The following is a 24,912-nucleotide window of genomic DNA, read 5'->3' on the forward strand; positions in this document are numbered from 1 at the left end:
ACAGGATGAATAATGATATGTACAAGGAAATAGCAGAATTTAGGAAAGACCACATGAAGGAGGCTGCCACCGACCATTTTAAGCTAAACCGATTGCATGATGAAATTATCAAACAGGTCTTAGCAAATGCTCTGAAACAAGTATCTGCACAGTACGGTCCGCCGCCATCATTGTTCACTTTTTTTGTAATGGGGAGTGCTGGAAGATTTGAACAATCTGTTTGGAGTGACCAAGACCATGGCATTATCTACCTTAATCAGAACGATGACGTTAAATCTTACTTTTTAACATTAGGAAAGGAAATTTCAAGAGGTCTTTATCAAGCTGGTTATCCATATTGTGATGGAGGCGTGATGTCCAGTAATCCATTCTGGTGTAAATCAATATCCGAATGGCAGCAGCAATTAACGACTTGGATTCTTGAATCCTCATGGGAACATGTCCGATACCTATTAATTTTCCTGGATGGAAGAACAATTTATGGTGAGAGTTCATATGTTAATAGTTTAAAAACACATATCTATAAGACAACGAGCAAAGAAAAATTGATTACAACGTCTTTAAATAATACTCTGCACCTAAAAAAGGGCATCAACATATTAGGCCAGCTTTTAGTTGAAACACACGGCAAGCATGCTGGTGCACTGAATATAAAAGAAATCGGTCTCTTTCCATATGTAAATGCTATACGCCTTATCTCTATTAAAGAAAGTATGCTAGAGACATCTACCCTTTTACGTTTTGAAAAAATACCAGCGACTTGGTTTCCTGCTGGTGACAAACAATTGTATGAACAGCAATTCTTAAAACTACTAAACTACCGTCTCTTGTTTGGTGATCATACAAACTATGATTCCGGGCACTATTTAGCCATTAACCAATTCACTAAGGAACAAGCCAAAGAGGTTAAGGACATCATCAAACATGGTGCTGCCCTCTTTCATAACATCAGAAGGTTACTAGAAAAGGAAGGTTTATATGAGAATGAATGAGATGTTTCAATTTTTCAGGAATATATCAGGAAGACTCAATTCCAATATTTACGCCAGTTTACAAGAACCAACCTCTCTTCAGCAGTTAGCTTTTATTAGAGAGCTGCAAAGAGAAATGAAACTGAAAAACAGCTTAGACATTCCACTTAATGAATTAAAAGTGGTGGTGTTTGATCTAGAAACGACTGGCTTTTATCCAGAAAAAGGAGATCAAATCATCTCGATTGGGGCCATCAAAATGGCAGGCGATCAAATTAAGGACCAAGAAACATTTTATACTTTAGTAAAATCAGACCTTCCATTGTCAGAGGAAATTACTGCATTAACCAATATTCATGATTCAGAATTAAGTACAGCTCCACTTGCAACAGACGTATGCATGCAATTCTTTAACTTTATTAAAAGTGATATTCTCGTAGCACACCATGCCCACCATGAACAATCGTTTATGAAAAAAATGACGCAAGATTTACTAAAAACAAAATTTGATCATCGAATTATCGATACTTCTTTTTTGATCCGTTTATCAAACCCGTACATGAAATCAGCTTCGCTTGATGAAGTTTGTCATGAATGTGGTATTGAAGTCCTCAATCGTCACCATGCTCTTGGTGATGCCATCATGACCGCAAAAATTTGGAGACATTATATCCAATTGGCTCAACAAAAAGGATTTCACCATTTACGGGAAGTGTACGAATTTCTTGCCAAGATGGGTTAAAACAAAATATATTCCCTTAATTTTGTACCATGAATATAGTGGTAAACCACTGGAGTTTCAATACTTCCCTCTTACATACCGCTGCTATTTCTCTATAATCCCCCTTCATTAATAACTCAATAAAAAAAATTTTCAAAAAAATACTTCCCTCCTTTTCCTTATCACAGCAACGATGTAAACGCTACCAGTTTTTTATATTTATTTGAATTGTCAGATTTTTGTGTTGACCATGTTATCGATTGGTTGTATGATTATCGAAAATAATCATCAATAGTTAACAAGGCCTAAAATAAATTACCAATCAATTATTAGAAGAATTTAGAATAATTGTCACGATAGACGGGGTGGCTTGCTATCCAACTGGAGCAAACCACGCCATTGTCAGTAAGGAGATAAATAGATGCGTAGCGATATGATTAAAAAAGGAATTGATCGGGCACCCCACCGTAGTCTTTTATATGCAACCGGGGTAAAAACGAGTGACTTAGAAAAACCATTTATTGGAGTATGTAACTCGTATATTGATATTATTCCAGGACATAAACATCTTAATCATTTCGGTCAAATTGTAAAAGAAGCCATTCGGGAAGCAGGTGGTATTCCATTTGAATTTAATACGATTGGCGTAGATGATGGGATTGCCATGGGGCACATTGGGATGCGCTATTCCCTTCCAAGTCGCGAGATTATTGCTGACAGCGCCGAAACCGTCATTAATGCTCACTGGTTTGATGGAGTATTTTACATTCCAAATTGTGACAAAATCACTCCTGGAATGCTAATGGCAGCCGCAAGAACCAACGTTCCTTCTGTTTTTGTTTCAGGAGGCCCAATGGAAGCCGGGGTTTCACCATCAACGGGGAAGAATCTTTCCCTAACCTCTGTTTTTGAAGGTGTTGGTGCTTACCATAATGGAACCATTAGTCAGCAGCAGCTGCTAGACATTGAAACCAATGCCTGCCCGACATGTGGATCATGTTCCGGAATGTTTACAGCTAACTCGATGAACTGCTTAATGGAAGTTTTAGGAATGACTGTTCCTGGTAACGGCACAATCGTTGCCACATCAGAAGAAAGACATGAGCTCATTCGCCAAGCTGCCAGACATTTAATTGAACTAGTAAAACAAGATATTCGCCCACGTGACATCATTACACGTGATGCCATCGATGACGCCTTTGCACTTGATATGGCGATGGGCGGCTCAACAAATACCGTTCTTCATACATTGGCAATAGCCCATGAAGCTGGTATTGAATATGACTTAAGTGAGATTAACAAAATTGCTGAAAGAGTCCCTTATTTAGCAAAAATTATGCCTGCATCCGATTACTCAATGGAAGATATCCATCGTGCAGGTGGAGTAAGTGCCATCCTTAACGAACTTTATAAAGTAGATGGCGCCTTGCATAAGGATCGTTTAACGATTACTGGAAAAACGCTTTATGAAAATGTGAAAGAGGCAACAATCACAAACGAAACGGTTATCCGGACAAAAGATAATCCATATAGCCCTGTTGGTGGACTATCCATCCTATATGGAAACATTGCTCCAGATGGCGCAGTTATCAAAGTTGGTGCAGTAGATCCTTCCATTAAAACCTTCTTGGGTGAAGCCATTGTGTTTGAAAATCAGGATGACGCCCAAGAGAATATTAATAACGGGACTGTTAAGGCAGGGCACGTTGTAGTTATTCGCTATGAAGGACCAAAAGGCGGTCCGGGCATGCCAGAGATGCTTGCACCTACTTCTGCTATTATGGGACGTGGATTAGGTAAAGAAGTTGCACTGATCACTGACGGCCGCTTCTCTGGTGCTAGCCGTGGAATTTCAATTGGCCATATCTCACCAGAAGCAGCTGAAGGCGGCCCAATTGCATTGGTTGAAAATGGTGACAAAATCTTAATCGATCTTGAGGCACGCTCCATTGAACTTCTTGTCGATGATGAAGTGTTAGCCGAAAGACGTGCGGCCTGGGTTAAACCAGAACCGAAAATTAAAACCGGTTATCTTGCAAAATATGCAAAACTTGTTACTTCTGCCAATACTGGCGGGATTATGAAAATATAAAGAAAAGCGCAAGCGCCCTGGTCAGCGGCGAAATACACTAGCCGCGAGGGTGCTGGAGCTAGACAGTCATCAAAGTTAGAAGAATACAGGGAATTACTAGTACCCCTCCCCTTCTTAAAGAAGTTAAGGTACTAAAAGCGTTAAATGATTATCATTTGACAAAAAAATAATATTAAATCGATGACGGGAATAAAGGAATAAGAATTTGTATTTTCAGAGAGCTGGGGTTGCTGGAAGCCCAGTAATACAACTTATTCTGACATCATCCCTGAGTGTTGAGCTGAATAGTCAACTTAGTAGGCTCAATCAGGTGTTCAATCATGGACACCTGTTACCAAAAGAAGCGTTTTTTAGTTGTCGCTTCATAAGGCAGTATTCGTAAGGATACTGTAAAAATCCGGGTGGTACCGAGAAATGGAAAGGTCTTTTCTCCCCGATTATTCTGCTTTGTAGTCTTGACTGCAGTTTATTCGTGGAGAAAAAGGCCTTTTTTACTATTTTAGAGGAAGTTTTTCATAAAATATTGAGAGAATTCTACGGAATTGGGTGTTGAATTTTTTGAAATTAACGACTATTCTACAAAATAGGTAGGGAATTCTACAAATCTAGTGAGTTATTCTACAAAAATCAGCTATGATTCTACAAAAATAGGAATAAGATGGAAGTTAATAACAAAACAACGCATTTCTGACAACGTTCTACCAATAATTTTTTAAATATTCAAATACCCTTAAGGAGGGATTATGACGTGAAAGTAGAAGCAAAAAAGCTTGAGGTCCAAACTAGTATCGAGCCAAGAACCGGCGCAGACCTTCTCATCGACTTACTAAAAAAAGAAGGTGTAGAAACTCTGTTTGGATATCCTGGTGGTGCTGTCCTGCCAATATACGACGCCATTTACCGCGCCAAAGGTACTATCGAGCATATTCTCTTCCGACATGAACAAGGAATGATCCATGCTGCTGAAGGGTATGCCCGCGTTACCGGTAAACCTGGAGTTGTTATTGCAACCTCAGGGCCTGGAGCAACTAACCTTGTCACAGGAATAACCGATGCGATGATGGATTCCCTGCCTCTTGTTATATTCACCGGGCAGGTTGCACGAAACGTCATCGGAACAGATGCCTTTCAAGAGGCAGATGTTATGGCAATTACCACGCCGATAACGAAACATAATTATCAGGTCCAATCTATTGCAGACTTACCACGCATCGTCAAGGAGGCTTTTCATATTGCTTCTACCGGACGGCCAGGTCCAGTCTTAGTCGATGTCCCTAAAGATATCTCCGCTGGATTTTTAACTGGAGAATTTGCAGAAGCAAGCCTTGATTTACCTGGATACCAGCCAACAACAAAGCCAAATCCATTACAAATTAAAAAGCTTGCCGATTCCATTTCAAAGGCTGTCAAGCCTGTAATCCTTTCGGGCGCCGGTGTACTCCACGGAAGAGCATCAGCCGAATTAACGGCTTTGGCAGAAAAACACCAAATCCCAGTGGTCACCACTTTACTTGGACTTGGTACTTTTCCTGCAGATCATCCTCTTTCGTTAGGAATGGCTGGAATGCACGGAACCTACGCAGCTAACATGGCCATTTACGAATGCGATTTGCTAATTAACTTTGGAGCTCGATTCGATGATAGATTAACAGGCAATCTTAAACACTTCGCCCCATATGCGAAGGTTGCCCATATTGACATCGACCCTGCCGAAATTGGTAAGAATGTTCCAACACATCTTCCAATCGTTTCTGATACCAAAGAGGCGCTAAGCGAGCTGCTTGAGCAGCAGGTAGAATCACCAAATGCCGCTGAATGGTTGGAAAAATTGAACCAATACAAGCTCGAGTATCCACTATGGTATCAACATGGTCCAAACGGAATGTGTCCACAATGGGTAATTGAAGCCATTCATAAAGTAACGAATGGTGAAGCAATTGTCGCCACTGACGTCGGACAGCACCAAATGTGGGCAGCACAGTATTACACCTTTAAGGAGCCGCACCGCTGGATCACCTCTGGTGGACTTGGCACAATGGGCTTTGGTTTCCCAGCAGCGATTGGTGCTCAAATTGCTGAGCCGGATAGTACAGTTGTAGCGATTGTTGGAGATGGCGGCTTTCAAATGACACTTCAGGAATTATCGATTATTTATGAAAGAAACCTTCCTGTAAAAATTATTATTGTCAACAACGGCGCACTTGGAATGGTTCGCCAATGGCAGGAACTAATGCACGGAAACCGTATTTCTGAATCGATTCTTCATACACAGCCTGATTTTGTTAAGCTTGCTGACAGCTATTCGATTAAGGGTTATCGGGTTAACAATCAAGAAGAACTTATCACGGTTTTACCGGAAGTATTTGCTCATAATGGTCCGGTATTAGTTGATTGCCGTGTACTTCAGCAAGAAAAAGTTTTCCCAATGATAGCGCCTGGCAAAGGAATTCACGAAATGATTGGGGTGAAACCATGAAGCGGATCATAACAGCAACTGTTCGAGACCGTAGCGGAGTATTAAATCGGATTACGGGTCTCTTGCAAAGGCGCCAGTTCAATATCGAGAGTATTTCCGTCGGTCCATCCGAAACCGAAGGTGTTTCAAAAATGACACTTGTTGTGGAGGTGGAAGATGAACAACGACTAGAACAGGTTACGAAACAATTAAACAAACAAATTGATGTTTTAAAAGTTTCTGATATTACAGATAAGGCAATTGTCGCCCGTGAACTCGCGCTGATAAAAGTGGCCAGCAGCAGCCAGCTGCGCAGTGAAATCAATGGTATTATTGATCCGTTCCGTGCCTTGATTATTGATGTTAGTAAAGATAGTCTTGCCGTTCAAATCACAGGTCGTCCTGATAAAATTGACGCCTTGATTGAAATGCTTCGCCCCTACGGCATTAAAGAAATTGCCAGAACTGGTCTGACAGCCTTACAACGCGGGCATCAGCCACAAGTAAACGAACTAGCAACATATTCACTATTAAAATAATAATATTCCTGGAAGGATGATTAAACATGGTAAAGGTACTTTATAACGGAGATATTCAAGAGGAAGTTTTACAAGGAAAGAAAATTGCAGTAATCGGTTATGGTTCACAAGGTCACGCTCACGCTCTTAACTTAAAAGAAAGCGGCTTTGATGTTGTTGTTGGATTAAGAGGCGGTAAATCATGGGATAAGGCAGTCGAAGATGGTGTTGACGTTCGTTCTGTTGCTGAGGCAACAGCAGCAGCAGATGTTGTTATGGTACTTCTTCCTGACGAGATGCAGCCAAAAGTATATGAAGAAAGCATTAAGCCTAATCTTGAAGCTGGTAATTCCCTTGTTTTTGCACATGGATTCAATATTCATTTCAGCCAAATCGTCCCTCCTGCCGATGTTGACGTATTCTTAGTTGCACCAAAAGGTCCAGGACATTTAGTTCGCCGTACTTATACTGAAGGTGCTGGAGTACCTGCTCTATATGCTGTTTACCAAGACTACACTGGTCAAGCTCGCGATATCGCTCTTGCCTATGCTAAAGGAATCGGCGCAGCTCGTGCAGGTGTATTGGAAACAACTTTCCAAGAAGAAACCGAAACAGATCTATTCGGAGAGCAAGCTGTACTTTGCGGCGGTACTACTGCCCTTATCAAAGCTGGCTTCGAAACACTTGTAGAAGCTGGTTATCAGCCTGAAGTAGCTTACTTTGAATGTTTACATGAATTGAAATTAATCGTTGACCTTTTATACGAAGGTGGATTAGAAAACATGCGCTATTCTATCTCCGACACTGCCCAATGGGGAGATTTCGTTTCCGGACCACGTGTAGTTAATGAAGATACAAAAGCACGCATGAAAGAAGTATTAAAAGATATTCAAACCGGTAAATTTGCTCAGGGCTGGATTTTAGAGAACCAAACAAACCGCCCACAATTCAACGCAATTAACCGTGCTGAAAACAATCATCAAATTGAACAAGTAGGCCGTGAGCTTCGTGCATTAATGCCGTTTATTAAAAACAAACCAGTAAATGCAAAGAAAGAAGTGGTGGTCAATGGTTCACGTTAACATCTTTGATACAACCTTACGTGATGGCGAACAGTCCCCTGGTGTGAATCTAAACCAGCTTGAAAAATTAGAAATTGCCAGACAGCTAGAACGATTTGGCGTTGATATTATGGAGGCCGGCTTCCCGGCTTCCTCTCAAGGCGATTTTGAAGCAGTAAGAGCCATTGCCCAAACGATTAAAAACTCATCTGTTACCGGCTTGGCACGCGCAACAAAATCGGACATTGACATTGCGTGGGATGCGTTAAAGGATGCTGCAGAACCAAGGTTGCATGTTTTTCTTGCAACCTCCCCCATCCATATGAAATATAAGCTGTTAAAAACACCAGAGGAAGTCATTCAAACATCAGTTGACATGGTTAAATACGCAAAACAGAGATTTCCACATGTAGAGTGGTCAGCTGAGGATGCGTCTCGCTCGGATCTTGATTATCTTGTTCAAATTATTACCAAGGTTATTGATGCAGGTGCAACCGTGATTAATCTTCCTGATACGGTGGGCTATACAACACCGCAAGAATACGGGCGCATGTTCCGTTATATTAGAGAAAATGTACCAAATATCCATAAAGTTGCTTTATCCTGTCATTGCCATGATGACCTAGGGATGGCTGTTGCCAATTCGATTGCGGCTGTTGAAAATGGTGTTACTCAAATCGAGGGTACAATAAATGGAATTGGCGAACGTGCCGGTAATGCCTCACTAGAGGAAATTGCCGTGGCCTTTAATATTCGGAAAGATAAATATCCTTTTACATCCAATCTAGTCTTAAAAGAAATTAAACGCACAAGCGACCTTGTGAGCCGCTTTACAGGCATGATTGTTCCACCTAACAAAGCAGTTGTCGGGAAAAATGCCTTTGCGCACGAATCAGGGATTCATCAGGACGGTGTATTAAAAAATACACTAACCTATGAAATTATTACGCCTGAATTAGTCGGGGTTAAATCAAATGATTTAGTGCTTGGAAAGCATTCGGGCCGCCATGCGTTTAAGGATAAGATTGAGCAAATGGGCTTTACCTTATCACCAGAAAAACTAGTCGAAGCCTTTACTTCTTTTAAACAATTAACAGATCGTAAAAAAGAAGTTACAGACGAGGATTTATTTACGATTTTAACCGATATCCAAACAACAACGATCGATGTGAAAAAATACGAATTAGAAGCTTTCCAAGTTCATTACGGTTCAGCCAACCTCCCTACTGCTACTGTTGCACTCATTACTCCAGAAGGTGAACGTGTTGAAACCGCCCGCACAGGGTCAGGTAGTGTTGAAGCACTAATGAATACATTAGAAGCACTTATTAAAGAAGAAATTCATCTTACAGATTATCGATTGAGCTCTGTTGGTCAAGGAAGAGATGCCCTTGCTGAAGTACACGTAAAGATGACTGTTGATGGAAAGTCCTTTAGCGGCCGTGGCTCTGCGCAGGACGTTTTGGAAGCATCGGCTAAATCGTTTTTAAACGCAGTCAATCGTGTATTTTTCAATCAAAAATCCGCTGTGAAAGAAACGGCAACTCTATAAAAAGTGGCGTCTTATATAGACGCCTTTTATAAAACAAAAATGAGGAGGTTGCTTCTAATGAAAAAACATATTGTCTTACTTCCCGGTGATGGGATTGGCAAGGAAGTTATTAATTCTGCAAAAGATGTGTTAAATGCAATTGCTGAAGAATTTAATCATAGTTTTAGCTTCGAAACCCATGAAATCGGAGGAGCAGCCATTGACCTATATGGCACACCTCTTCCCGAAACAACTGTGGATGCCTGTAAACAGGCAGACGCTGTTTTATTAGGTGCCGTGGGAGGCCCAAAATGGGATCAAAACCCCTCTCATCTGCGTCCAGAACGTGGATTGCTTGGCATTCGTAAAGCACTGGATTTATTTGCAAACCTACGGCCAATCAAAGGTTTTAAGAACCTGCTCCATGCTTCACCACTAAAAGAAGAAGTGGTTTCAGGAAGCGACCTCCTTATTGTACGTGAATTAACTGGCGGACTTTATTTTGGAACACCAAGCGAACGTCGTGATAACGGAAACTCCGTTGTTGATACACTTGTTTATTCTCGCAAAGAGATTGAAAGAATTGTCGATAAAGGCTTTCAAGCAGCCCAGCAGCGGCGCGGTCACCTAACTTCTGTTGATAAAGCTAATGTCCTTGAATCAAGCAAACTTTGGCGCGAAATTGTCGAAGAGAAAAAGGCTCAATATCCTGACGTAACGGTGGAACATGTTTTAGTCGATGCTGCTGCCATGAAGTTAATTACGAGGCCGAACCAATTTGACGTCATCGTGACCGAAAATCTATTTGGCGATATCTTAAGTGACGAGGCTTCAGTATTAACTGGTTCCCTTGGAATGCTCCCTTCTGCCAGCTTACGAGAAGATGGTCTGGGCTTATATGAGCCCGTTCATGGTTCTGCACCGGACATCGCCGGAAAAGGGATTGCCAATCCAGTGGCGATGATCTTGTCTGCGGCTTTAATGCTGCGATATTCCTTTGAGTTGAACAATGAAGCTAAAGTAATTGAAGATGCTGTCCAATCGATTCTCGATGCCGGCTTCCATACAAGCGATCTCCAAGTTGCAGACGGACGCCTTGTAGGAACAACCGAAATGACTAAATTAATCGTGGATTATATTAAGTCACAGAATGCATCAAAATGTATCGCCAGCTGTTATTACTAAAAATTACGTTACTCATTAACTGGTGGAGGGTGTCTCATATCTAAGGGTCAGATCCTTTTGGGACATCCACGCCATTTTTCAATAGAAAAAAATATATTCAGTGAGGAAGGAAGCTATGCAAACACCAAAAACGATTATTCAAAAAATTTGGGAACAGCATGTTGTTCATCAAGAAGAAGGAAAGCCAGACTTACTTTATATTGATTTACATCTCGTTCATGAAGTAACCTCTCCTCAGGCATTTGAGGGGTTACGAATGAACGGTCGCAAGGTCCGCCGCCCGGATCTAACCTTTGCGACAATGGACCATAATATTCCTACACGGCAACGTTTAGTGATAAATGACCCTATTTCAAAAAAACAAGTCGATACCTTGGAAGAAAATTGTCTGGAGTTTGGAGTGACGCTTGCTGACCTTCATCACCCAGATAACGGAATTGTCCATGTCATTGGTCCAGAGCTAGGTCTAACCCAGCCTGGAAAAACAATCGTTTGCGGAGATAGTCATACATCAACACATGGAGCGTTCGGTGCACTTGCATTTGGAATTGGTACGAGTGAAGTTGAGCATGTCCTAGCCACCCAAACACTTTGGCAAGCACCACCTAAAACCTTAAATGTAAAAGTTAATGGAAAGCTTGGGACAGGCGTTACGGCAAAAGACTTAATTTTAGCCATTATCGCTAAATTCGGGATCCAATTTGGAACTGGTTATGTGATTGAATACACAGGCGAAGCCATTCGTGCCCTCTCCATGGATGAACGCATGACCGTTTGTAACATGTCGATCGAAGCCGGTGCTAGAGCTGGATTGATTACACCGGATGAAACAACATTTGAATACCTACGCGGCCGAAGACATGTTCCTCAAGGTGAAGCATTCGATGAAGCAGTAGTGAAATGGCGTGCCCTTGCTACGGATGAAGGTGCCACCTATGATGCGGTTGTTGAGATTGAGGCATCAGAAGTGGAACCTCAGGTTACTTGGGGGACAAACCCAGGCATGTGTATTCCTGTTACTGCAAATGTTCCAAGTCCAGATGAAACGGATAAACCCAATGTGAAAGACGAAATTAAGCGGGCGCTTGAGTATATGGGACTTGAAGCCGGACAGCCACTTTCAAGCGTGACAATTGACCATGTCTTTATTGGTTCTTGTACAAACTCAAGGTTAAGTGATTTACGCAAAGCAGCCGAAGTGGTTCGCGGTAGGAAGGTGAACCCTTCTGTAAAAGCCATTGTCGTTCCAGGCTCATTTGGTGTTAAGCTTGCTGCAGAAAAAGAAGGCATTGATAAGGTATTTATCGAAGCAGGCTTTGAATGGCGCGAGGCTGGATGCAGCATGTGCTTAGCCATGAACGATGACATCGTTCCACCTGGTGGCCGCTGCGCCTCCACTTCTAACCGTAATTTTGAAGGACGCCAAGGTAACGGGGCCCGTACTCACCTTGTTAGTCCTGAAATGGCTGCAGCTGCGGCTGTCGCAGGTCATTTTGTCGATGTCCGTCAATTTACTGCTCAGGAGGTAATCTAACAATGGAACCATTACGCATTCATCAAGGTCTTGTCTATCCGTTAAACCGTGCTAACATTGATACAGACCAAATTATTCCTAAGCAGTTCTTAAAGCGGATTGAACGAAGTGGATTTGGCCAATTCTTATTTTACCATTGGCATTTTGATGACAACGGTAATCCACGTCCTGATTTTTCGTTGAATGATCCGAAATATACAGGTGCTTCAATCTTGGTTACTGGTGAAAATTTTGGGTGCGGCTCTTCACGTGAACATGCGCCCTGGGCCGTCCAGGATTATGGCTTCAAAATTGTAATCGCACCAAGTTTCGCTGACATTTTTAAAAATAATTGCGTTAAAAATGGTATCCTTCCTATTGTGGCAAGTGAAGAACAGGTTCAATATATGATAAAAAAAGGTGAATCCGAAGAATACTGCTTAACCGTCAATCTTGAAGATCAAGTGGTTTATGACAATGAGGGCTTTGAGGTATCATTTGAGATTGCGCCGTATCCGAAAGAAATGTTACTTAATGGCTGGGACGAAATTGGAGTTACCTTAACCTATGGCGATAAAATTAACGAATATGAACTTACGCATAAATAGAGTAATCAAAAGAGCCTGGAATCCCAGGCTCTTTTGATTACTGTTTATAGACAATTCGGACACGCTTTACATTCTTGGTTTCTCAACCAGTTCGGGTACATAGGCTTGGCCCTTAAAATTCCGGTAAATGATCGAGATTGTTTTCCTTTATACCATCTGGTTCACTGCGAATAATATCCCGCCCATATTTATGGAAAACATCCACATGGGCAAGCTTTCCTTCCTTTGCCTCTGATAAGGCCGTTAAATAATCCAACTCCCGGCCAGCGTTCGTCTTAAACGCAATAATATCACCATCATTATTTTTCCGAACCGCTACAAACTCTTCTTTTCCGATGCTATTACCTGGTCCAGCTTCCATTTGTGCCTGTTGTTCACCCTGCTTTTTATACTGTTGATAAATTTTTTCATATTCATTCTGTTCCATTGTTTCCACCTCCGAACATTTGTTAGTATTTTCTTTTTAAAGTCATTTATCCTTTCGGTAAAAAATGTTAAAAAACGGTCGCTAATTAGTTCTAAACGACCGGAACCTTTTTGAAATCATCGTAGCAGTCGCTTATCTTGGTTCTAAACGACCACAACGCCCTTATATTTAACTAAAAACTCAGAAACTTAATTATAAAGAAGCTACTAAAAATCTACTTTTATCCTGAACAGGGTATAATATCTAAAACAAGCTTTTTCTTGGAGTTGAAATATATGCTTAAATTAGATAAAAACCATGACCCCCGCAAAAATAAACAGCTGCTTGAACAGATTAGCGGAACTCCACTAAATATAAAACAGGCCTTACAAGAGACGGAACTTTGTTTTGACCAAGTCCGAAAAAATCCAAATTCACCCCAACCTGGAAAAAGAAAGCCACTTCCCTTCTCTGAAAAAATTCAAGAGTGTCTATTTCGCCTAACAGCAACATTTTCTCGAGTTTTGGAACCTTCACGGATTTTTCTCGATAATGAGGACAATATCGTTCCTGATTGGAAGGGGAAGCTCGATCAAGAATTTAACCAGTTGCTTGAAAACCTTAAAACAGAAGTCAATGTGATCGACTATGGCGCGGTTGGGGATGGAAAAACCGATTGTACACTAGCTTTTAAGAAAGCCATCGCTAATGGACGAGTAAAAGTAATCGTGCCGCCAGGTGTGTATATCACACGAGGCATCCGCCTGCCATCATGGACATGGCTCGTTGGTTCAGGCAAAGGGAAAACAACCATTAAGCTTCATGATCAAGCCAGCAAAGGGACTAGGCTGATCACAAACATGAACCACTGGAAAGGAAATCATCATCTTTTCGTCCAAAGCTTGAGTTTAGATTGGAATGTGGAAAGACTTGGCGCGGTAGAAAAAACGAGCACTGGGGGCAATCATTCCAGCTGCTTGACCTATGCTAACGTTACGTACGGCTGGGTAAAAAACGTGGAAGGAATCAATCCTGGGCTGCATTGTTTTGACATTTCATCCACGCTGTATAATTATGGCGGCGATGGCTATCGGGCCCGCGGTGGCAGCAAGTATGTCTGGCTTGACGAATTAACCGGCTATGGCTTTGGTGATGACGGTATTACGACACATCATAGCGACTATATCTTTATCACCAATTCCCATATGTGCGATCCAAGCGGACGGGCCCATCAAAAAGGTTTTTCAAATTCGAATGGGTTCGAAATTGATGATGGTACAAGGAATGTTTTGCTTGTCAACAATTCCAGCACTCGCTGCTTTGGCGGTGTAGAAATTAAGGCCCACCAAAATTCATCTGCTGCTTCAAATGTGCAAATTGTGGGTCATCTATCAGTGAATGATAACCGTTCCTTTAACTTCCGCCATATCGGTCACCACAAAAAAACCGATACGGAATCCCACTCGGCCTTCAATATTATAGCAGTCAATCTTGTTTCAATTGCTCCAACCTTTTCAAATTTATATAAAGATTCCACACCACGAGGCATGGTAATTTCCGCCTACAAAAATGTTGTCATTAATCATTTTACTTTGATAGGCGACCCTAATGATGACTTTAAAGGCAACCCGTTGATTGCGATTCAATATCGGGCGAGAAATGTGGTTATGAATCAAATTTCCTTCAAAAATTTTAAACATACAGGGGCATTTATAAAAGTCTACGGTGGTGAAAATCGAGCTGATTCAATCAGGATTCAAAACTGTTCTCCTGAGAAAATTGAGGTTGGATCAGGTATTCAAAATATGAAAATAAGTAGCGGAAAAAGCGTCAAACATCACTTTTGACGCTTTCCATCTTTTTCAACAACCATTTCATCCACAAGCTTTTCTGCCACTTTTCGATATAAATTACTCATATGGACAAGGGAGGTGATCATTAGTACTTGCTCAAGGTAGGTTGAATTTTCTTTTTGTGCCTGTGAAATTTCTTCTTTAACATCCTTTACTCTTTCTTCAATATCTACTTTAAAATCGGTAACATTTTGACTTGTTAGCTGTAAATAGCTTGAATAAAAAGATTCCAAATCTATCTCTTCGTTGATAATTTTTTTATTAACATTCGTAAGGGTGACTTTAATATCATTGATAGATAATGTTCCTTTAAGCTGATATATCAAGCTCATTAAGATCAAATGGTCTTTCGAATATTTCTTATTTTGAATCGGAAATATCAGCTTCCCCTTCGCATAGTTATTAATCATCGTTTTCGTAAGGACCTTTTCATCCTCATTCCGTTTCGACTCATTGAATTTATTTTCGAATAATTGAATGACCTGATCCATATATAAATCGATGTTTGGAATTTCCTCTAAAGTTAAGCTTGTTTCTAATCCAAGAGAATCGATGATTTGTTTGATATTTTCCATCGTAAAAACCTCACTGTTTCTATTAGATAATTTTATTATACCTAAACAAATATACATTGACTAGATATCATTTTATCAGTATGATTATAAGTAGTTATTAAAACTACATGTTATAGGGAGGCATAATAAAATGAACAATTACATTCGTGAACCGATCAATGGTTTAACCCATTTGGCAGGAGCGGTTTTATCTTTTGTCGGTCTGCTTGCGATGGTGATTAAAGCGGCTATGACCACACCCACCCCTCTCGTCATCTCGGCTGTAATTATTTTTGGCGTAAGTATGATTCTGCTTTACTCCGCATCGGCTACGTACCACATGGTTATTGCCCGTGCCAAGGTGATAGCGTTTTTACGCCGGCTTGACCATTCGATGATTTTTGTGTTGATTGCTGGTACATACACACCTTTTTGTTTTATTAGCCTGAATGGAAAAACGGGGGCCCTTTTATTTTCAATCATTTCAGCCATTGCAATCAGCGGAGTTGTTTTTAAAATGGTTTGGTTTAATTGTCCACGTTGGATTTCTACGGCCTTGTATCTTGCCATGGGCTGGATGATTTTGTTTGTCTTTTCACCATTAACGGGAAGTCTAAGCCCGGTCGGTTTGTTTTTACTGGTTTTAGGAGGTATCTTCTATACCATTGGCGGGGTTATTTACGGAGCAAAACCAAAGTTCTTAGAAACAAAATACCTGGGCTTCCACGAAATTTTTCATATATTTATTTTGCTGGGCAGCTTAGCACATTTCTTAACTGTATATCTATACGTACTCTAATCTTTGACTCACTTCGTACACCTCTTAAAGGTGTATTTTTTTTGTAGACAAAATCGTAACATTAAAATTTATATATTGACTCAAACTAAAATGAAGTTTTTAATTAAAAGGTTAAAAAAATGATAGAGGTGTTTAGTTTGTTTCGATTAATTTTTCAAATCATAGTCATTGGACTATGTGCAATGCTGTTCGGCTTTGCCTTTAATACCTTCCTGATTCCACATAAGCTAACCTCAGGCGGGGTAACGGGAATTTCCTTTTTAATTCAACATTTTACAGGTATTAATACAGGTTCGATTATTTTAGCTATTAATATTCCTTTATTCTTAGTAGGATTGAAATACTTAGGAAAACGATTTGTATTGCTTACTGGTTATGCGGTTTTGATATTATCTCTAAGTATGCGATTTATTCCGATAAAAGCAATTAGCCCTGATATACTGCTTTCATCTATTATTGGCGGTGCACTATACGGAATTGCTGTTGGAATAATCATTCGCCTTGGAGGTTCCACCGGCGGAACGGATATTATCAGCTTAACATTGGCAAAAAAAAAGAACATGCAGGTGGGCTTTTTAAATACTGTTATGAATCTTTTCGTGGTTGGGAGTTCGGGGTTAATATTTGGTATGAATATCACACTTTATACGATTATTGCAATTTATGTAGCCGGTCGTGCGGTGGATATGGTTTATACTACTCAGCACAAATTAACCTTAACAATTGTGACGGAAAAGTATGAAGAACTCACTTCAGCTTTATTCCAACTCCATGCCAGAGGAGTCACGGTTACAGACGTAGAAGGGGCATACACCCATAAGCCTAAAAAGATGTTGACCACCGTCATCACCAAATTCGAACTTAATGAAACTAAACATACGATTAAAACGGTTGACCCCAAGGCGTTTGTGAACATCTTTCAAACCATGGAAGTAATGGGCCGTTTTCGGAGAAATTAAAAAGCAGTTGGGCCATTTTTGGACCCAACTGCTTTTTTTGTGTTATTTATCCTTCAATCTAGTCAGTTCTTCTATTAATACTCGAGCGTGATTATAAACTGAATCCTTTGCCCCGTATAAAAGAGTTACCTTATCCTTTGAAGCAATATCGATTATTTGCGCGATTAGATGTTGCTTTTCTTCATTGGTACGAAGTTCATTCAGATAATTAGTACGAAAATCTTCAAAACGTTCTGGGATATGGCAAAAGGATTTCCGTAGTTCAGCACTTGGTGCCACTTCTTTAAACCAATACGATAATTTTGCGGCATCTTTGGAGATCCCACGTGGCCATAATCTGTCAATCAGAATCCGGCAGCCATCCATCTCGTCATAAGGTTCATAAACTCTTTTAAGAAAAATATTGGCCATCTCCTAATCTTCGTCCTTTACATCGATACTTTCTGGAATCGGTTCGCTCAGGATTTCTGCAACAAGTTGTTTGTACTTCTCAACTTGTTTGAGGTGGGTAGCAAATTGCTCCTTGTAAATCAGGTACTCATTTCCATCAAATAGCGCCCGAATTTTCTTTTGTTGGATGAGACTTTTAACGGTTGACTCTGGAACGGATAGATATTCTGCTGTTTCTTTTATATTAAGGTACATGGTTTTATCTCCTTAAGTCCTATTATGTCTAAGTATGCGAGGTGTTCCAAGACTATTTACCTCCCGAATCCTGGCCGGTGATGCAGGAAATTTTCGTAGGCAAAACCTCTTACCTCATCCTCTTTATAATACTTTAACAATTCATTAATAAGAGTTTGACTCTTAGAAGCATCCTCTAAATTCTTGACAAAGGTTGAGATTCCATCAAAATCCGAACCAAAGCCAATTTGTTTCACGCCGCCTAATGAACAAAAATGGTCAATATGCTTGATCAGGTCATGAATGGTCGCCTCGCCCGTTTCACTAATAAATGTAGGATAGTATACCACATGAACCAGTCCGCCTTTTGCAAACATCGCTTTCGCCTGATCATCCGTTAAATTCCTTGGGTGGCGGCAAAGGGCTCTGGCATTGGAGTGACTAGCAATCGGATACTTGGCGAGATCAATGACCTCCCAAATCCCTTTGTCACTAAGATGCGACACATCCGTCAGAATTTGATGCTCATTATTAAACTCCACAATCTCTTTTCCAAACAGTGTTAACCCTCCGCCACGCGGTTCACCTGCACCATCAGCAGCTAGATTCGCTGGGTTCCAGGTGAGGCCCACAGACCGAACCCCCAACTGATAAAGAATATGAAGTTTAGCCAAATCATTGCCAATGGCATCTACACCTTCAAGTGTTAACATCGCGCCAATCTGACCTAGTTTCAACCGATCAAAATCAGACCATTCTTTGATATGGACCATATCAGGATTTTTCCCTAGTACTTCTTTGTAAAAATAATCGATTTGCTCGAGGGAGACCTGAAATTTCTGATCGCCTTTTATTTCAGGTTCAATAAAAATCGCAAAGCATTGGACCTTGATTTGCCCTTGCTGTAACCGAGATTTATTCGTCTGGAGTTCTTTCGCATCCGCAAAACGCAATGCCCCTTTTGCCTCTTGGAGTTTAAGCAAAGCGTCACAATGCAGGTCAATGATATTCATAATATAAAAAACTCCTTTTTAATAAAATTTATCATAATAAAAAGGGCTAAGTAAAAAATTACCCAGCCCCGCAAATTCACAAATTAGTGTTGTTCTGCCATCTCTTTAACCGTCGGCAGTACCTTGTCCCAAATCTCCGCGCTTGCATCTCTATAAATGATACCATCAGTCATTACAGAGAAATCGCCTTGCAAAACATGCAGCGTCGTCTTATTATCATTTTCAGACAATTTGAAGGTAATTCCATCATCCTCGGTTACTGGGGGTCTTTCCGGGCTGCGAACGTCAAATACAGTAAAGCGAAGTAATTTATCCTTTTCCACGGCTGTTACATTCCCCTCGACAATCACTGTCCCATCCTGCCCTTTCCAAAGTACTGGACTGCCAAGTTCCCATGTGGATTCAAGGTGAAACTGTGGCCCTCCGCTTGAGAACTCCAGTGCCCACTGCCGATTATATTCACTGATTGTTATGACATCCCACACCTTTGAAGCAGGTGCAAAAATCTCAATGGTTTGATCCACGAATAGTTTTGTCATAGGTTCCTCCCTAAAAAGGTATTAAGTTAATTCCATTATACTTTAACGATAGTTCTCGCACAATTTTGGATTATATGACGCTAAAAATCGGCGATGCCTGTTGCATCTACCGATTCCATGTTAATATTTTCTTAAAAAGACTGGCTCTGTTTCAAAGATTTTCTTTCGAAGCGTTTCACGACAAACAGTTAGGATTGTTTCTACTTCCTGTGTTGAGGTCCTTGCGTCTTATGGCCAGGTCCGCTGCCACAACCACCATTAATTTTTCTTGCTCTCGTTGGGTTAGTCTCATGCCTTTTCACCGCCCAATAAGTCATAAAGGGTACACGCAATGATTTTTGTAGCATCCAACAAATCCTCTAGACGAATATGCTCATCTGCCCGGTGCCCATTTGCTTCTTCTAACACTTTGGGACCAACCCCAAACATAATGGTAGGGATTCCTGCAGCATAAAAGTGGCGGGCATCTGCATAAATAGGTACTCCGTTAATCGATAACTCACCCTTGCCCTTCATAATAGATTGCCAATTCACACCCAATACTGCAATTAATGGCGAATCTTCAGAAACGGGTCCGAAGCTATCAGCATGAAGTATTTTGTTAATCTCAACTTTTAATCCCTCGATATGTGCTACCGCTTGATTCACAATTTCATAAAGCTCTGCTTCCGCTTGGACTGCGTCTTCTCCCGGAATCAATCTTCGGTCAATCCTAATCGCGCACTCATCCGGCACAACATTGGTGTTAATTCCACCTGAAATGAGTCCGACAACCAAGGTTGGATGATCAATACCAGGAACCGAAGATTTTTTCGAACTGAGCGTTTTCCGATATTCATATAAAGCATTTAAAATTTTTGCTGTTGCCTCAATTGCATCAACTCCAGTATGGGGAAGGGCTGCATGGGCAGACTTACCGACTGTTTTGATTTCGAAATGTAAACACCCATTGTGGGCATTAACTACTGAATAGGTAAATCCAGCGGCAATTACAAAGTCAGGCTTGATGATCCCTTGATCAAGCAGCCATTTTGGCCCTATTTCTCCTCCTGTTTCTTCATCAAATGTGAAAGCTAAGTCGACTTTTCCCGCCAACGGCAGGCTAAGCCGAGCCTGTTTTAAGGCTAAAACCGCATAGGAATAGGCAGCAATATCAGATTTGGACACCGCCACGCCCCGTCCATACATCTTCCCATCAATAATTTCGCCTCCGTAGGGATCGACACTCCAGCCTAACCCAGGGGGCACCACATCACCGTGTGCATTTAAAACAATGTTTGTTCCTTCTCCATCATCAAAAACCGTACTTCCTACTACATTGGCTAAACTAATCATCCCAGCTGATTTAACATCAGCTTCATCTACTTCTAATAAAGACACATCGTCAAATCCAAGTTCGCTAAGCTGTTGGTGTAAGACGGATGCAATGGGCAAACAATCACCCGCAGGATTATCTGATGGTGTTTGGACTAATTTTTTTAAAAAGCTGATCATTTCCGCTTGGTGCTCTTCAATCCACTGAATCAAATTTTCCTTATCATGACTCATATTGCCACTCCTCCTTGCTGCTTGTATGCTAACTGATGTAGTAATTGGATTAATACATCAAGACCTATTTGCAAATCTTGAGTCGAAGTATATTCTAATGGCGAATGACTAATTCCACCTTGACTTGGAACAAACACGATTGTGGTTGGATATCGTTGCGCAAATAGTTGGGCATCATGTCCTGCCCCGCTATTCATAATATGGTAGGAAATATTGCCGCTCGTACAAATAGTCTGAACCGCGTCATTAAGCTTCCAATCCAGTTCTACTGGTTGAACCTCATGCCACATCTCCATCGCCAAATCCAACCCCATTTGTTGAGAAAATTCGATAAATTCACTTGATATTCTTTCACAAAAAGAATTTAAGACAGATTTCACTGGGTGTCTGGCATCAACTGTAAAGAAGACCTGACCTGGAATTACATTGGGTACATTCGGTTCGACTAAAAGCTGCCCCACAGTCGTGACAAGATATTCATCAAATTCTTTTGCTGCTTCATATAAGTCATGGATCATGGAAGCAGCTCCATGAAGAGGATCTTTACGCCACTTCATCGACGTTGTACCAGCATGATTGGGCTCCCCTTTAATCGTGATGCGGAATCGTTTTTGACCGACGATCGTTTGAACGATGCCAATCGATTTATTCAGTTTTTCAAGGCTGGGCCCTTGTTCGATATGTAGTTCAAGAAATGTTTGGATATCATTACGTTGCACGTCTGTTTGATTGGGAAGCCCAAAGCCAGCTTCTTTCATGGCTTCTTCAAAGCCAATTCCCTCTGAATCTATCAGTCCCTTAATATCTTGGAAAGAATAAACCCCTGTGATCATTCCAGAGCCCCAGCAGGCAAGCGGAAAGCGGCTCCCTTCCTCTTCGCATAAAGAAACAACTTCAAGATTCAGACTGGGGTAACCATATTGATTTTTAAGCTCTCTTAGTGCAAGGATTCCTGCAAGGATTCCATAGGCACCATCATACCTTCCACCAGATGTGACTGTATCCACATGCGAACCAACTAAAATGGTCGGAGCCTGTAAATCCTCAGATGGTAATCGTGCAAACAAGTTTCCAACCGCATCAAAATGTGTTTGAAGTCCAAGTTCCTCCATCCATCCCTTTAGAGCTTGCTGTGCCTCCTTCCATGGCTGGGAATAAACAGTTCTAGTAACTCCACCACCGGATACTGCGCCAAATCTACTTAACCACTCTATTGCTTCAGACAGATTAACTGGATAACTACCCACAAAATCCCTCCCTTGCTTACAGACATAAACCTAGTTTCTCTTTTGTTATACCTGTTTGATTGTCATAAATGACTGCACCACGAAGTATGGTTTTTTTAATTTTTAGCAAAAACTCTCTATTTTCATATGGCGAATAAGCATTTCGAAACCCAAAGGATTTTTTATCGGCAAGGGTGGTCTCATCTAAACGAATCAACACCAAATCAGCATCCAATCCCGAACGAATTCTGCCTTTCCGATTGGCTATCCCAAAGCGTTCGGCTACATTCGAAGTCCCTAAAGGAAGAATGTGGTTTAAATCTACTTTTCGCTTAATGGCCTCATCAAGCAAGGCCAGCCACGTAAATTGAACCCCTTGGATTCCACCCCATGCATCCCAAATCGAATCCGTTGCTTTCATCGAATATAGACAAGGGGAATGATCGGATCCAATCGTATCAATCAACCCGTTTGCCAGACAATCCCATAATCCTTCCACCTCTTCCCGCGTCCTAAGCGGTGGCGCACATTTAAGCAGAGCACCTGTTTTTAAGAAATCCTCTTCATCAAAAAGTAAATAATGTGGACAAGTTTCAACCGTCACATTCACACCGCTTTTTTTAGCTTGCTCGATGAGTCCAACGACTTTTGCGGAACTGATATGAACAAAATGTAGGGCCGTTTCATATTTTGCGGCAAGCTCTAAGGCATAGCTAACCGCCTTTTCTTCTGCTACAATAGGCCTGCTGGCTAGAAACGCCCTTCGTTCATTCATCCAAGGATGGTTTTTATAAAAAATGGTTAGTCTGCTAATCTCCTTTCCCCATTCAGCATGCAGGGCAAGAACTTTATCATGCTCCTTTGCCGCCTGCATCGCTTGTTTCAACCCATCCGGCGTTACGATTGGAAAGTCATCAATCCCACTTTCACTCATAAATGCCTTCCAAGCGATGATCCCCCCACTCATTTCGGCTAATTCTTGTTGATTATGAAGATTAGTACCTGTCATACCACCCCAAAGTGCATAATCAATATGGGATAATAAACTTATATGTTCTTTCTTATTGTGTAAAGTTTGAAGGTCTGTTACGGATGGCGAACAGTTCAGCGGCATATCGAAAATGGTGGTTGTTCCCCCTATAGCTGCGGCACGGCTGCCTGTCTCGATTCCTTCCCAATCAGTTCTTCCAGGATCATTAAAATGGACGTGCGCATCAATAAAGCCGGGAACTACAAGACTTCCGCTTGCATCAATAATAGATGACTCTCTCGTTTCTATAAGTTCTGCTCCCTTCTCTACGAAGGAGTCAATCCGACCATCAATGATTTTGATACTTCCTTCCCAAAAGCCTTCCTCTAAAAAAACAAGCCCATTTTTTACCCACACTTCTGTTGTCATACGAGCAAACCTCCTTAACTCCCTCGATAGGTACTGTAGCCGCCCGGTGAAATCAAGAGTGGGACATGGTAATGGGAGGTTGGATCGGAAATGCCAAAGCGGACAGGAACACATTCAAGGAACGACGGTTCAACGAGTAAAGGGACACGATGTCGAAAATAATCGCCAATCTGAAAACGAATTTCATAAATCCCTTTTTTCATCAAATCTCTCTCGAGCAGCGGCTGATTCACTCTGCCATCTTCGTTCGTGCAGCTGATTTTTAAAAATTCGAATTGGTTATCATCACCCACCAGCCATACTTCGACTAACACTCCACTTGCAGGCCTTCCAATGCTCAAATCCAATACATGGGTCGTTAATTTTCCTGTCATTCTTCCAACCTGTCAGCATCAACAAGATCATCACGTGTCATGGAGAACCGCTGAAATCCAAATGGCGGGCGTGGCTCCGTAAAGACTTTTCCTTCTTCAGAGGCCGGAATTTCATCCAATACCGTTTCCCATGTCCGGTTATTCGATTCAAAACGAACCTCTAGTAATTGAGGAAAACGTTCTAAAATTCTTTGACCAATTCGATAGATAAGGTTTTGGATGGAAGGAGAATTTGCCTCATGAAAAACAGTATAAGCAATATCCCTTACCTGTTCGGCAGCGACATAACCATCTGGTGTATTTCCCCTGGCATCCTTGAGATCGTTATAGCGCCACTCGATATTTAAAAAAATAAACAGCGGGCGATCATAGGATTCTGGCAGTGTCGTATACTCATCCTTCACGTAACCGAAAAATGAACTGCCCCGTACCTTAATCAACTTTAATCCCTTCAAGCTGCTGACAAGCTCCGTTGTCGTAATAACATCGCCCATGCGGTTCACATCGATTGCTGCGCAGGGCTGCTCATTTAATGAATAGCGAAAAACCAATGGGCTTGGTTCAAAACTTTCTTTTGTTGGGACCGGTAGTTCATCAAAGGGAATTTGCTCTCCAGAAATATTAATGCCAGTCATTTGTGGATATTTTGCTAAAAAGCCCCGGCCGACAAATTCGAGAAAGCCCTCCAGTGTGGCCCCGTTATAATCCCCTGCATGCCTGAGGATAAAATTTTTCATTGAATCAGTTGCGACAACTAATGTATTATCACCTTCTTTAAAGGAAGAAAGAAAGGCATCACCTTCTACAGCTACCTTCACATTCATCCCAAAAAGGATATTTCTGCGGCCCGTAAAAGCTGATTCTGGAATGGGGCGGACCATTGTAAGGGGTTTTGCGTAAGTGCGATATACCCATACAGCTTCTTTTCCATAACACATGGTTCTTTTCATTCATTCATCCCCT

Annotated in this window: 25 protein-coding genes; 13 read left to right on the plus strand and 12 right to left on the minus strand. The window is 41.3% G+C overall.

Translation table 11 applies throughout. The features are described 5' to 3' along the window. Positions 1-5 precede the first annotated feature (5 nt). The 10 genes from AC3ANL_RS21285 (at position 6) to leuD (ending at position 12,655) form a co-directional block, all read left to right on the plus strand. The gene (locus AC3ANL_RS21285) at positions 6-992 is read left to right on the plus strand and encodes a DUF294 nucleotidyltransferase-like domain-containing protein (RefSeq protein WP_488326351.1); all 987 of its coding nucleotides are present in this window, start codon (positions 6-8) and stop codon (positions 990-992) included. Continuing rightward, positions 979-1,713, plus strand: a complete 735-nt coding sequence (locus AC3ANL_RS21290; protein WP_488326352.1) for an exonuclease domain-containing protein — start codon at positions 979-981, stop codon at positions 1,711-1,713. Before AC3ANL_RS21285 ends, AC3ANL_RS21290 begins: the two co-directional genes overlap by 14 nt. Before the next feature lie 400 nt (positions 1,714-2,113). Then, on the plus strand, positions 2,114-3,784 hold the full coding sequence (ilvD, locus tag AC3ANL_RS21295; RefSeq protein ID WP_488326353.1) for a dihydroxy-acid dehydratase: 1,671 nt from the start codon (positions 2,114-2,116) through the stop codon (positions 3,782-3,784). A gap of 748 nt (positions 3,785-4,532) precedes the next feature. Continuing rightward, the gene (gene ilvB, locus AC3ANL_RS21300) at positions 4,533-6,260 is read left to right on the plus strand and encodes a biosynthetic-type acetolactate synthase large subunit (protein WP_488326354.1); all 1,728 of its coding nucleotides are present in this window, start codon (positions 4,533-4,535) and stop codon (positions 6,258-6,260) included. Continuing rightward, a complete protein-coding gene (gene ilvN, locus AC3ANL_RS21305) occupies positions 6,257-6,778 on the plus strand; it encodes an acetolactate synthase small subunit (protein WP_488326355.1) in 522 nt (173 codons plus the stop codon). Before ilvB ends, ilvN begins: the two co-directional genes overlap by 4 nt. Positions 6,779-6,804: 26 nt before the next feature. Continuing rightward, positions 6,805-7,839, plus strand: a complete 1,035-nt coding sequence (ilvC, locus tag AC3ANL_RS21310) for a ketol-acid reductoisomerase (protein ID WP_488326356.1) — start codon at positions 6,805-6,807, stop codon at positions 7,837-7,839. Next, positions 7,826-9,370, plus strand: coding sequence for a 2-isopropylmalate synthase (locus tag AC3ANL_RS21315; RefSeq protein ID WP_488326357.1), 1,545 nt, complete (start codon positions 7,826-7,828; stop codon positions 9,368-9,370). The genes ilvC and AC3ANL_RS21315 overlap by 14 nt, the downstream gene beginning before the upstream one ends. A gap of 57 nt (positions 9,371-9,427) precedes the next feature. Beyond that, a complete protein-coding gene (gene leuB, locus AC3ANL_RS21320; RefSeq protein ID WP_488326358.1) occupies positions 9,428-10,534 on the plus strand; it encodes a 3-isopropylmalate dehydrogenase in 1,107 nt (368 codons plus the stop codon). A 115-nt stretch (positions 10,535-10,649) separates the two neighbouring features. Then, the gene (gene leuC, locus AC3ANL_RS21325; RefSeq protein ID WP_488326359.1) at positions 10,650-12,068 is read left to right on the plus strand and encodes a 3-isopropylmalate dehydratase large subunit; all 1,419 of its coding nucleotides are present in this window, start codon (positions 10,650-10,652) and stop codon (positions 12,066-12,068) included. Between the two features lie 2 nt (positions 12,069-12,070). Further along, positions 12,071-12,655 (plus strand): 3-isopropylmalate dehydratase small subunit, encoded by a 585-nt coding sequence (gene leuD, locus AC3ANL_RS21330; RefSeq protein ID WP_488326360.1) that lies wholly within the window; start codon positions 12,071-12,073, stop codon positions 12,653-12,655. Positions 12,656-12,767: 112 nt separating this feature from the next. Here the strand turns inward: leuD and AC3ANL_RS21335 are convergent, their stop codons facing one another. Further along, the gene (locus AC3ANL_RS21335; protein ID WP_488326361.1) at positions 12,768-13,082 is read right to left on the minus strand and encodes a DUF3892 domain-containing protein; all 315 of its coding nucleotides are present in this window, start codon (positions 13,080-13,082) and stop codon (positions 12,768-12,770) included. 275 nt (positions 13,083-13,357) lie between these two features. Between AC3ANL_RS21335 and AC3ANL_RS21340 the strand changes: the two genes are divergently transcribed. Continuing rightward, positions 13,358-14,908: a glycosyl hydrolase family 28-related protein gene (locus tag AC3ANL_RS21340; protein WP_488326362.1), complete on the plus strand. Its 1,551-nt coding sequence runs from the start codon at positions 13,358-13,360 to the stop codon at positions 14,906-14,908. On the opposite strand, the gene AC3ANL_RS21345 is transcribed toward AC3ANL_RS21340, so the two are convergent. Then, entirely contained in the window at positions 14,899-15,489 is a 591-nt protein-coding gene (locus AC3ANL_RS21345) for a DUF1836 domain-containing protein (protein WP_488326363.1), read from the minus strand. The genes AC3ANL_RS21340 and AC3ANL_RS21345 overlap by 10 nt on opposite strands. 130 nt (positions 15,490-15,619) lie before the next feature. Between AC3ANL_RS21345 and trhA the strand changes: the two genes are divergently transcribed. Both trhA and AC3ANL_RS21355 read left to right on the plus strand, forming a co-directional pair. Next, entirely contained in the window at positions 15,620-16,267 is a 648-nt protein-coding gene (gene trhA / locus AC3ANL_RS21350) for a PAQR family membrane homeostasis protein TrhA (RefSeq protein ID WP_488326364.1), read from the plus strand. Between the two features lie 137 nt (positions 16,268-16,404). Next, on the plus strand, positions 16,405-17,226 hold the full coding sequence (locus AC3ANL_RS21355) for a YitT family protein (RefSeq protein ID WP_488326365.1): 822 nt from the start codon (positions 16,405-16,407) through the stop codon (positions 17,224-17,226). 42 nt (positions 17,227-17,268) lie between these two features. Here AC3ANL_RS21355 and AC3ANL_RS21360 read toward each other — a convergent pair whose 3' ends face one another. The 10 genes from AC3ANL_RS21360 to pucL all read right to left on the minus strand — a co-directional run bounded on the left by AC3ANL_RS21360 (position 17,269) and on the right by pucL (position 24,899). Further along, the gene (locus AC3ANL_RS21360; protein ID WP_488326366.1) at positions 17,269-17,637 is read right to left on the minus strand and encodes a DUF488 domain-containing protein; all 369 of its coding nucleotides are present in this window, start codon (positions 17,635-17,637) and stop codon (positions 17,269-17,271) included. Positions 17,638-17,640: 3 nt separating this feature from the next. Beyond that, positions 17,641-17,871 carry an excisionase family DNA-binding protein gene (locus AC3ANL_RS21365; RefSeq protein WP_488326367.1) on the minus strand — a complete coding sequence of 77 codons (231 nt, stop codon included), beginning with the start codon at positions 17,869-17,871 and terminating at the stop codon, positions 17,641-17,643. Between the two features lie 56 nt (positions 17,872-17,927). Further along, complete coding sequence (locus tag AC3ANL_RS21370; protein ID WP_488326368.1) at positions 17,928-18,863, minus strand: dipeptidase; 936 nt, start codon at positions 18,861-18,863, stop codon at positions 17,928-17,930. An 83-nt stretch (positions 18,864-18,946) separates the two neighbouring features. Further along, positions 18,947-19,402 carry an SRPBCC domain-containing protein gene (locus AC3ANL_RS21375; protein WP_488326369.1) on the minus strand — a complete coding sequence of 152 codons (456 nt, stop codon included), beginning with the start codon at positions 19,400-19,402 and terminating at the stop codon, positions 18,947-18,949. Between the two features lie 175 nt (positions 19,403-19,577). Continuing rightward, on the minus strand, positions 19,578-19,694 hold the full coding sequence (locus tag AC3ANL_RS21380; RefSeq protein WP_488326370.1) for an urease subunit gamma: 117 nt from the start codon (positions 19,692-19,694) through the stop codon (positions 19,578-19,580). Then, entirely contained in the window at positions 19,691-20,950 is a 1,260-nt protein-coding gene (locus AC3ANL_RS21385) for an ArgE/DapE family deacylase (protein WP_488326371.1), read from the minus strand. The genes AC3ANL_RS21380 and AC3ANL_RS21385 overlap by 4 nt, the downstream gene beginning before the upstream one ends. Next, on the minus strand, positions 20,947-22,197 hold the full coding sequence (locus AC3ANL_RS21390; protein ID WP_488326372.1) for a hydantoinase/carbamoylase family amidase: 1,251 nt from the start codon (positions 22,195-22,197) through the stop codon (positions 20,947-20,949). Before AC3ANL_RS21390 ends, AC3ANL_RS21385 begins: the two co-directional genes overlap by 4 nt. Positions 22,198-22,213: 16 nt before the next feature. Further along, positions 22,214-23,575 carry an allantoinase AllB gene (gene allB, locus AC3ANL_RS21395; protein ID WP_488326373.1) on the minus strand — a complete coding sequence of 454 codons (1,362 nt, stop codon included), beginning with the start codon at positions 23,573-23,575 and terminating at the stop codon, positions 22,214-22,216. Positions 23,576-23,589: 14 nt separating this feature from the next. Beyond that, positions 23,590-23,949 (minus strand): hydroxyisourate hydrolase, encoded by a 360-nt coding sequence (gene uraH / locus AC3ANL_RS21400; protein ID WP_488326374.1) that lies wholly within the window; start codon positions 23,947-23,949, stop codon positions 23,590-23,592. Next, the gene (pucL, locus tag AC3ANL_RS21405; protein ID WP_488326375.1) at positions 23,946-24,899 is read right to left on the minus strand and encodes a factor-independent urate hydroxylase; all 954 of its coding nucleotides are present in this window, start codon (positions 24,897-24,899) and stop codon (positions 23,946-23,948) included. Before pucL ends, uraH begins: the two co-directional genes overlap by 4 nt. Positions 24,900-24,912 lie beyond the last annotated feature (13 nt).

This window comes from Neobacillus sp. DHD-1R (assembly GCF_057747995.1).

Excerpts from the sequence above, each read along its gene's own strand:
- AC3ANL_RS21365 (WP_488326367.1), bottom strand. The coding sequence starts at position 17,871 with ATGTACCTTAATATAAAAGAAACAGCAGAATATCTATCCGTTCCAGAG.
- AC3ANL_RS21340 (WP_488326362.1), top strand. The coding sequence starts at position 13,358 with ATGCTTAAATTAGATAAAAACCATGACCCCCGCAAAAATAAACAGCTG.
- AC3ANL_RS21375 (WP_488326369.1), bottom strand. The coding sequence starts at position 19,402 with ATGACAAAACTATTCGTGGATCAAACCATTGAGATTTTTGCACCTGCT.
- AC3ANL_RS21370 (WP_488326368.1), bottom strand. The coding sequence starts at position 18,863 with ATGAATATCATTGACCTGCATTGTGACGCTTTGCTTAAACTCCAAGAG.
- AC3ANL_RS21335 (WP_488326361.1), bottom strand. The coding sequence starts at position 13,082 with ATGGAACAGAATGAATATGAAAAAATTTATCAACAGTATAAAAAGCAG.
- AC3ANL_RS21290 (WP_488326352.1), top strand. The coding sequence starts at position 979 with ATGAGAATGAATGAGATGTTTCAATTTTTCAGGAATATATCAGGAAGA.
- ilvC (WP_488326356.1), top strand. The coding sequence starts at position 6,805 with ATGGTAAAGGTACTTTATAACGGAGATATTCAAGAGGAAGTTTTACAA.
- uraH (WP_488326374.1), bottom strand. The coding sequence starts at position 23,949 with ATGACAGGAAAATTAACGACCCATGTATTGGATTTGAGCATTGGAAGG.
- AC3ANL_RS21315 (WP_488326357.1), top strand. The coding sequence starts at position 7,826 with ATGGTTCACGTTAACATCTTTGATACAACCTTACGTGATGGCGAACAG.
- trhA (WP_488326364.1), top strand. The coding sequence starts at position 15,620 with ATGAACAATTACATTCGTGAACCGATCAATGGTTTAACCCATTTGGCA.
- leuB (WP_488326358.1), top strand. The coding sequence starts at position 9,428 with ATGAAAAAACATATTGTCTTACTTCCCGGTGATGGGATTGGCAAGGAA.
- AC3ANL_RS21285 (WP_488326351.1), top strand. The coding sequence starts at position 6 with ATGAATAATGATATGTACAAGGAAATAGCAGAATTTAGGAAAGACCAC.
- AC3ANL_RS21385 (WP_488326371.1), bottom strand. The coding sequence starts at position 20,950 with ATGAGTCATGATAAGGAAAATTTGATTCAGTGGATTGAAGAGCACCAA.
- ilvN (WP_488326355.1), top strand. The coding sequence starts at position 6,257 with ATGAAGCGGATCATAACAGCAACTGTTCGAGACCGTAGCGGAGTATTA.
- leuC (WP_488326359.1), top strand. The coding sequence starts at position 10,650 with ATGCAAACACCAAAAACGATTATTCAAAAAATTTGGGAACAGCATGTT.
- AC3ANL_RS21345 (WP_488326363.1), bottom strand. The coding sequence starts at position 15,489 with ATGGAAAATATCAAACAAATCATCGATTCTCTTGGATTAGAAACAAGC.
- pucL (WP_488326375.1), bottom strand. The coding sequence starts at position 24,899 with ATGAAAAGAACCATGTGTTATGGAAAAGAAGCTGTATGGGTATATCGC.
- leuD (WP_488326360.1), top strand. The coding sequence starts at position 12,071 with ATGGAACCATTACGCATTCATCAAGGTCTTGTCTATCCGTTAAACCGT.
- allB (WP_488326373.1), bottom strand. The coding sequence starts at position 23,575 with ATGACAACAGAAGTGTGGGTAAAAAATGGGCTTGTTTTTTTAGAGGAA.
- AC3ANL_RS21380 (WP_488326370.1), bottom strand. The coding sequence starts at position 19,694 with ATGAGACTAACCCAACGAGAGCAAGAAAAATTAATGGTGGTTGTGGCA.
- AC3ANL_RS21360 (WP_488326366.1), bottom strand. The coding sequence starts at position 17,637 with ATGGCCAATATTTTTCTTAAAAGAGTTTATGAACCTTATGACGAGATG.
- ilvD (WP_488326353.1), top strand. The coding sequence starts at position 2,114 with ATGCGTAGCGATATGATTAAAAAAGGAATTGATCGGGCACCCCACCGT.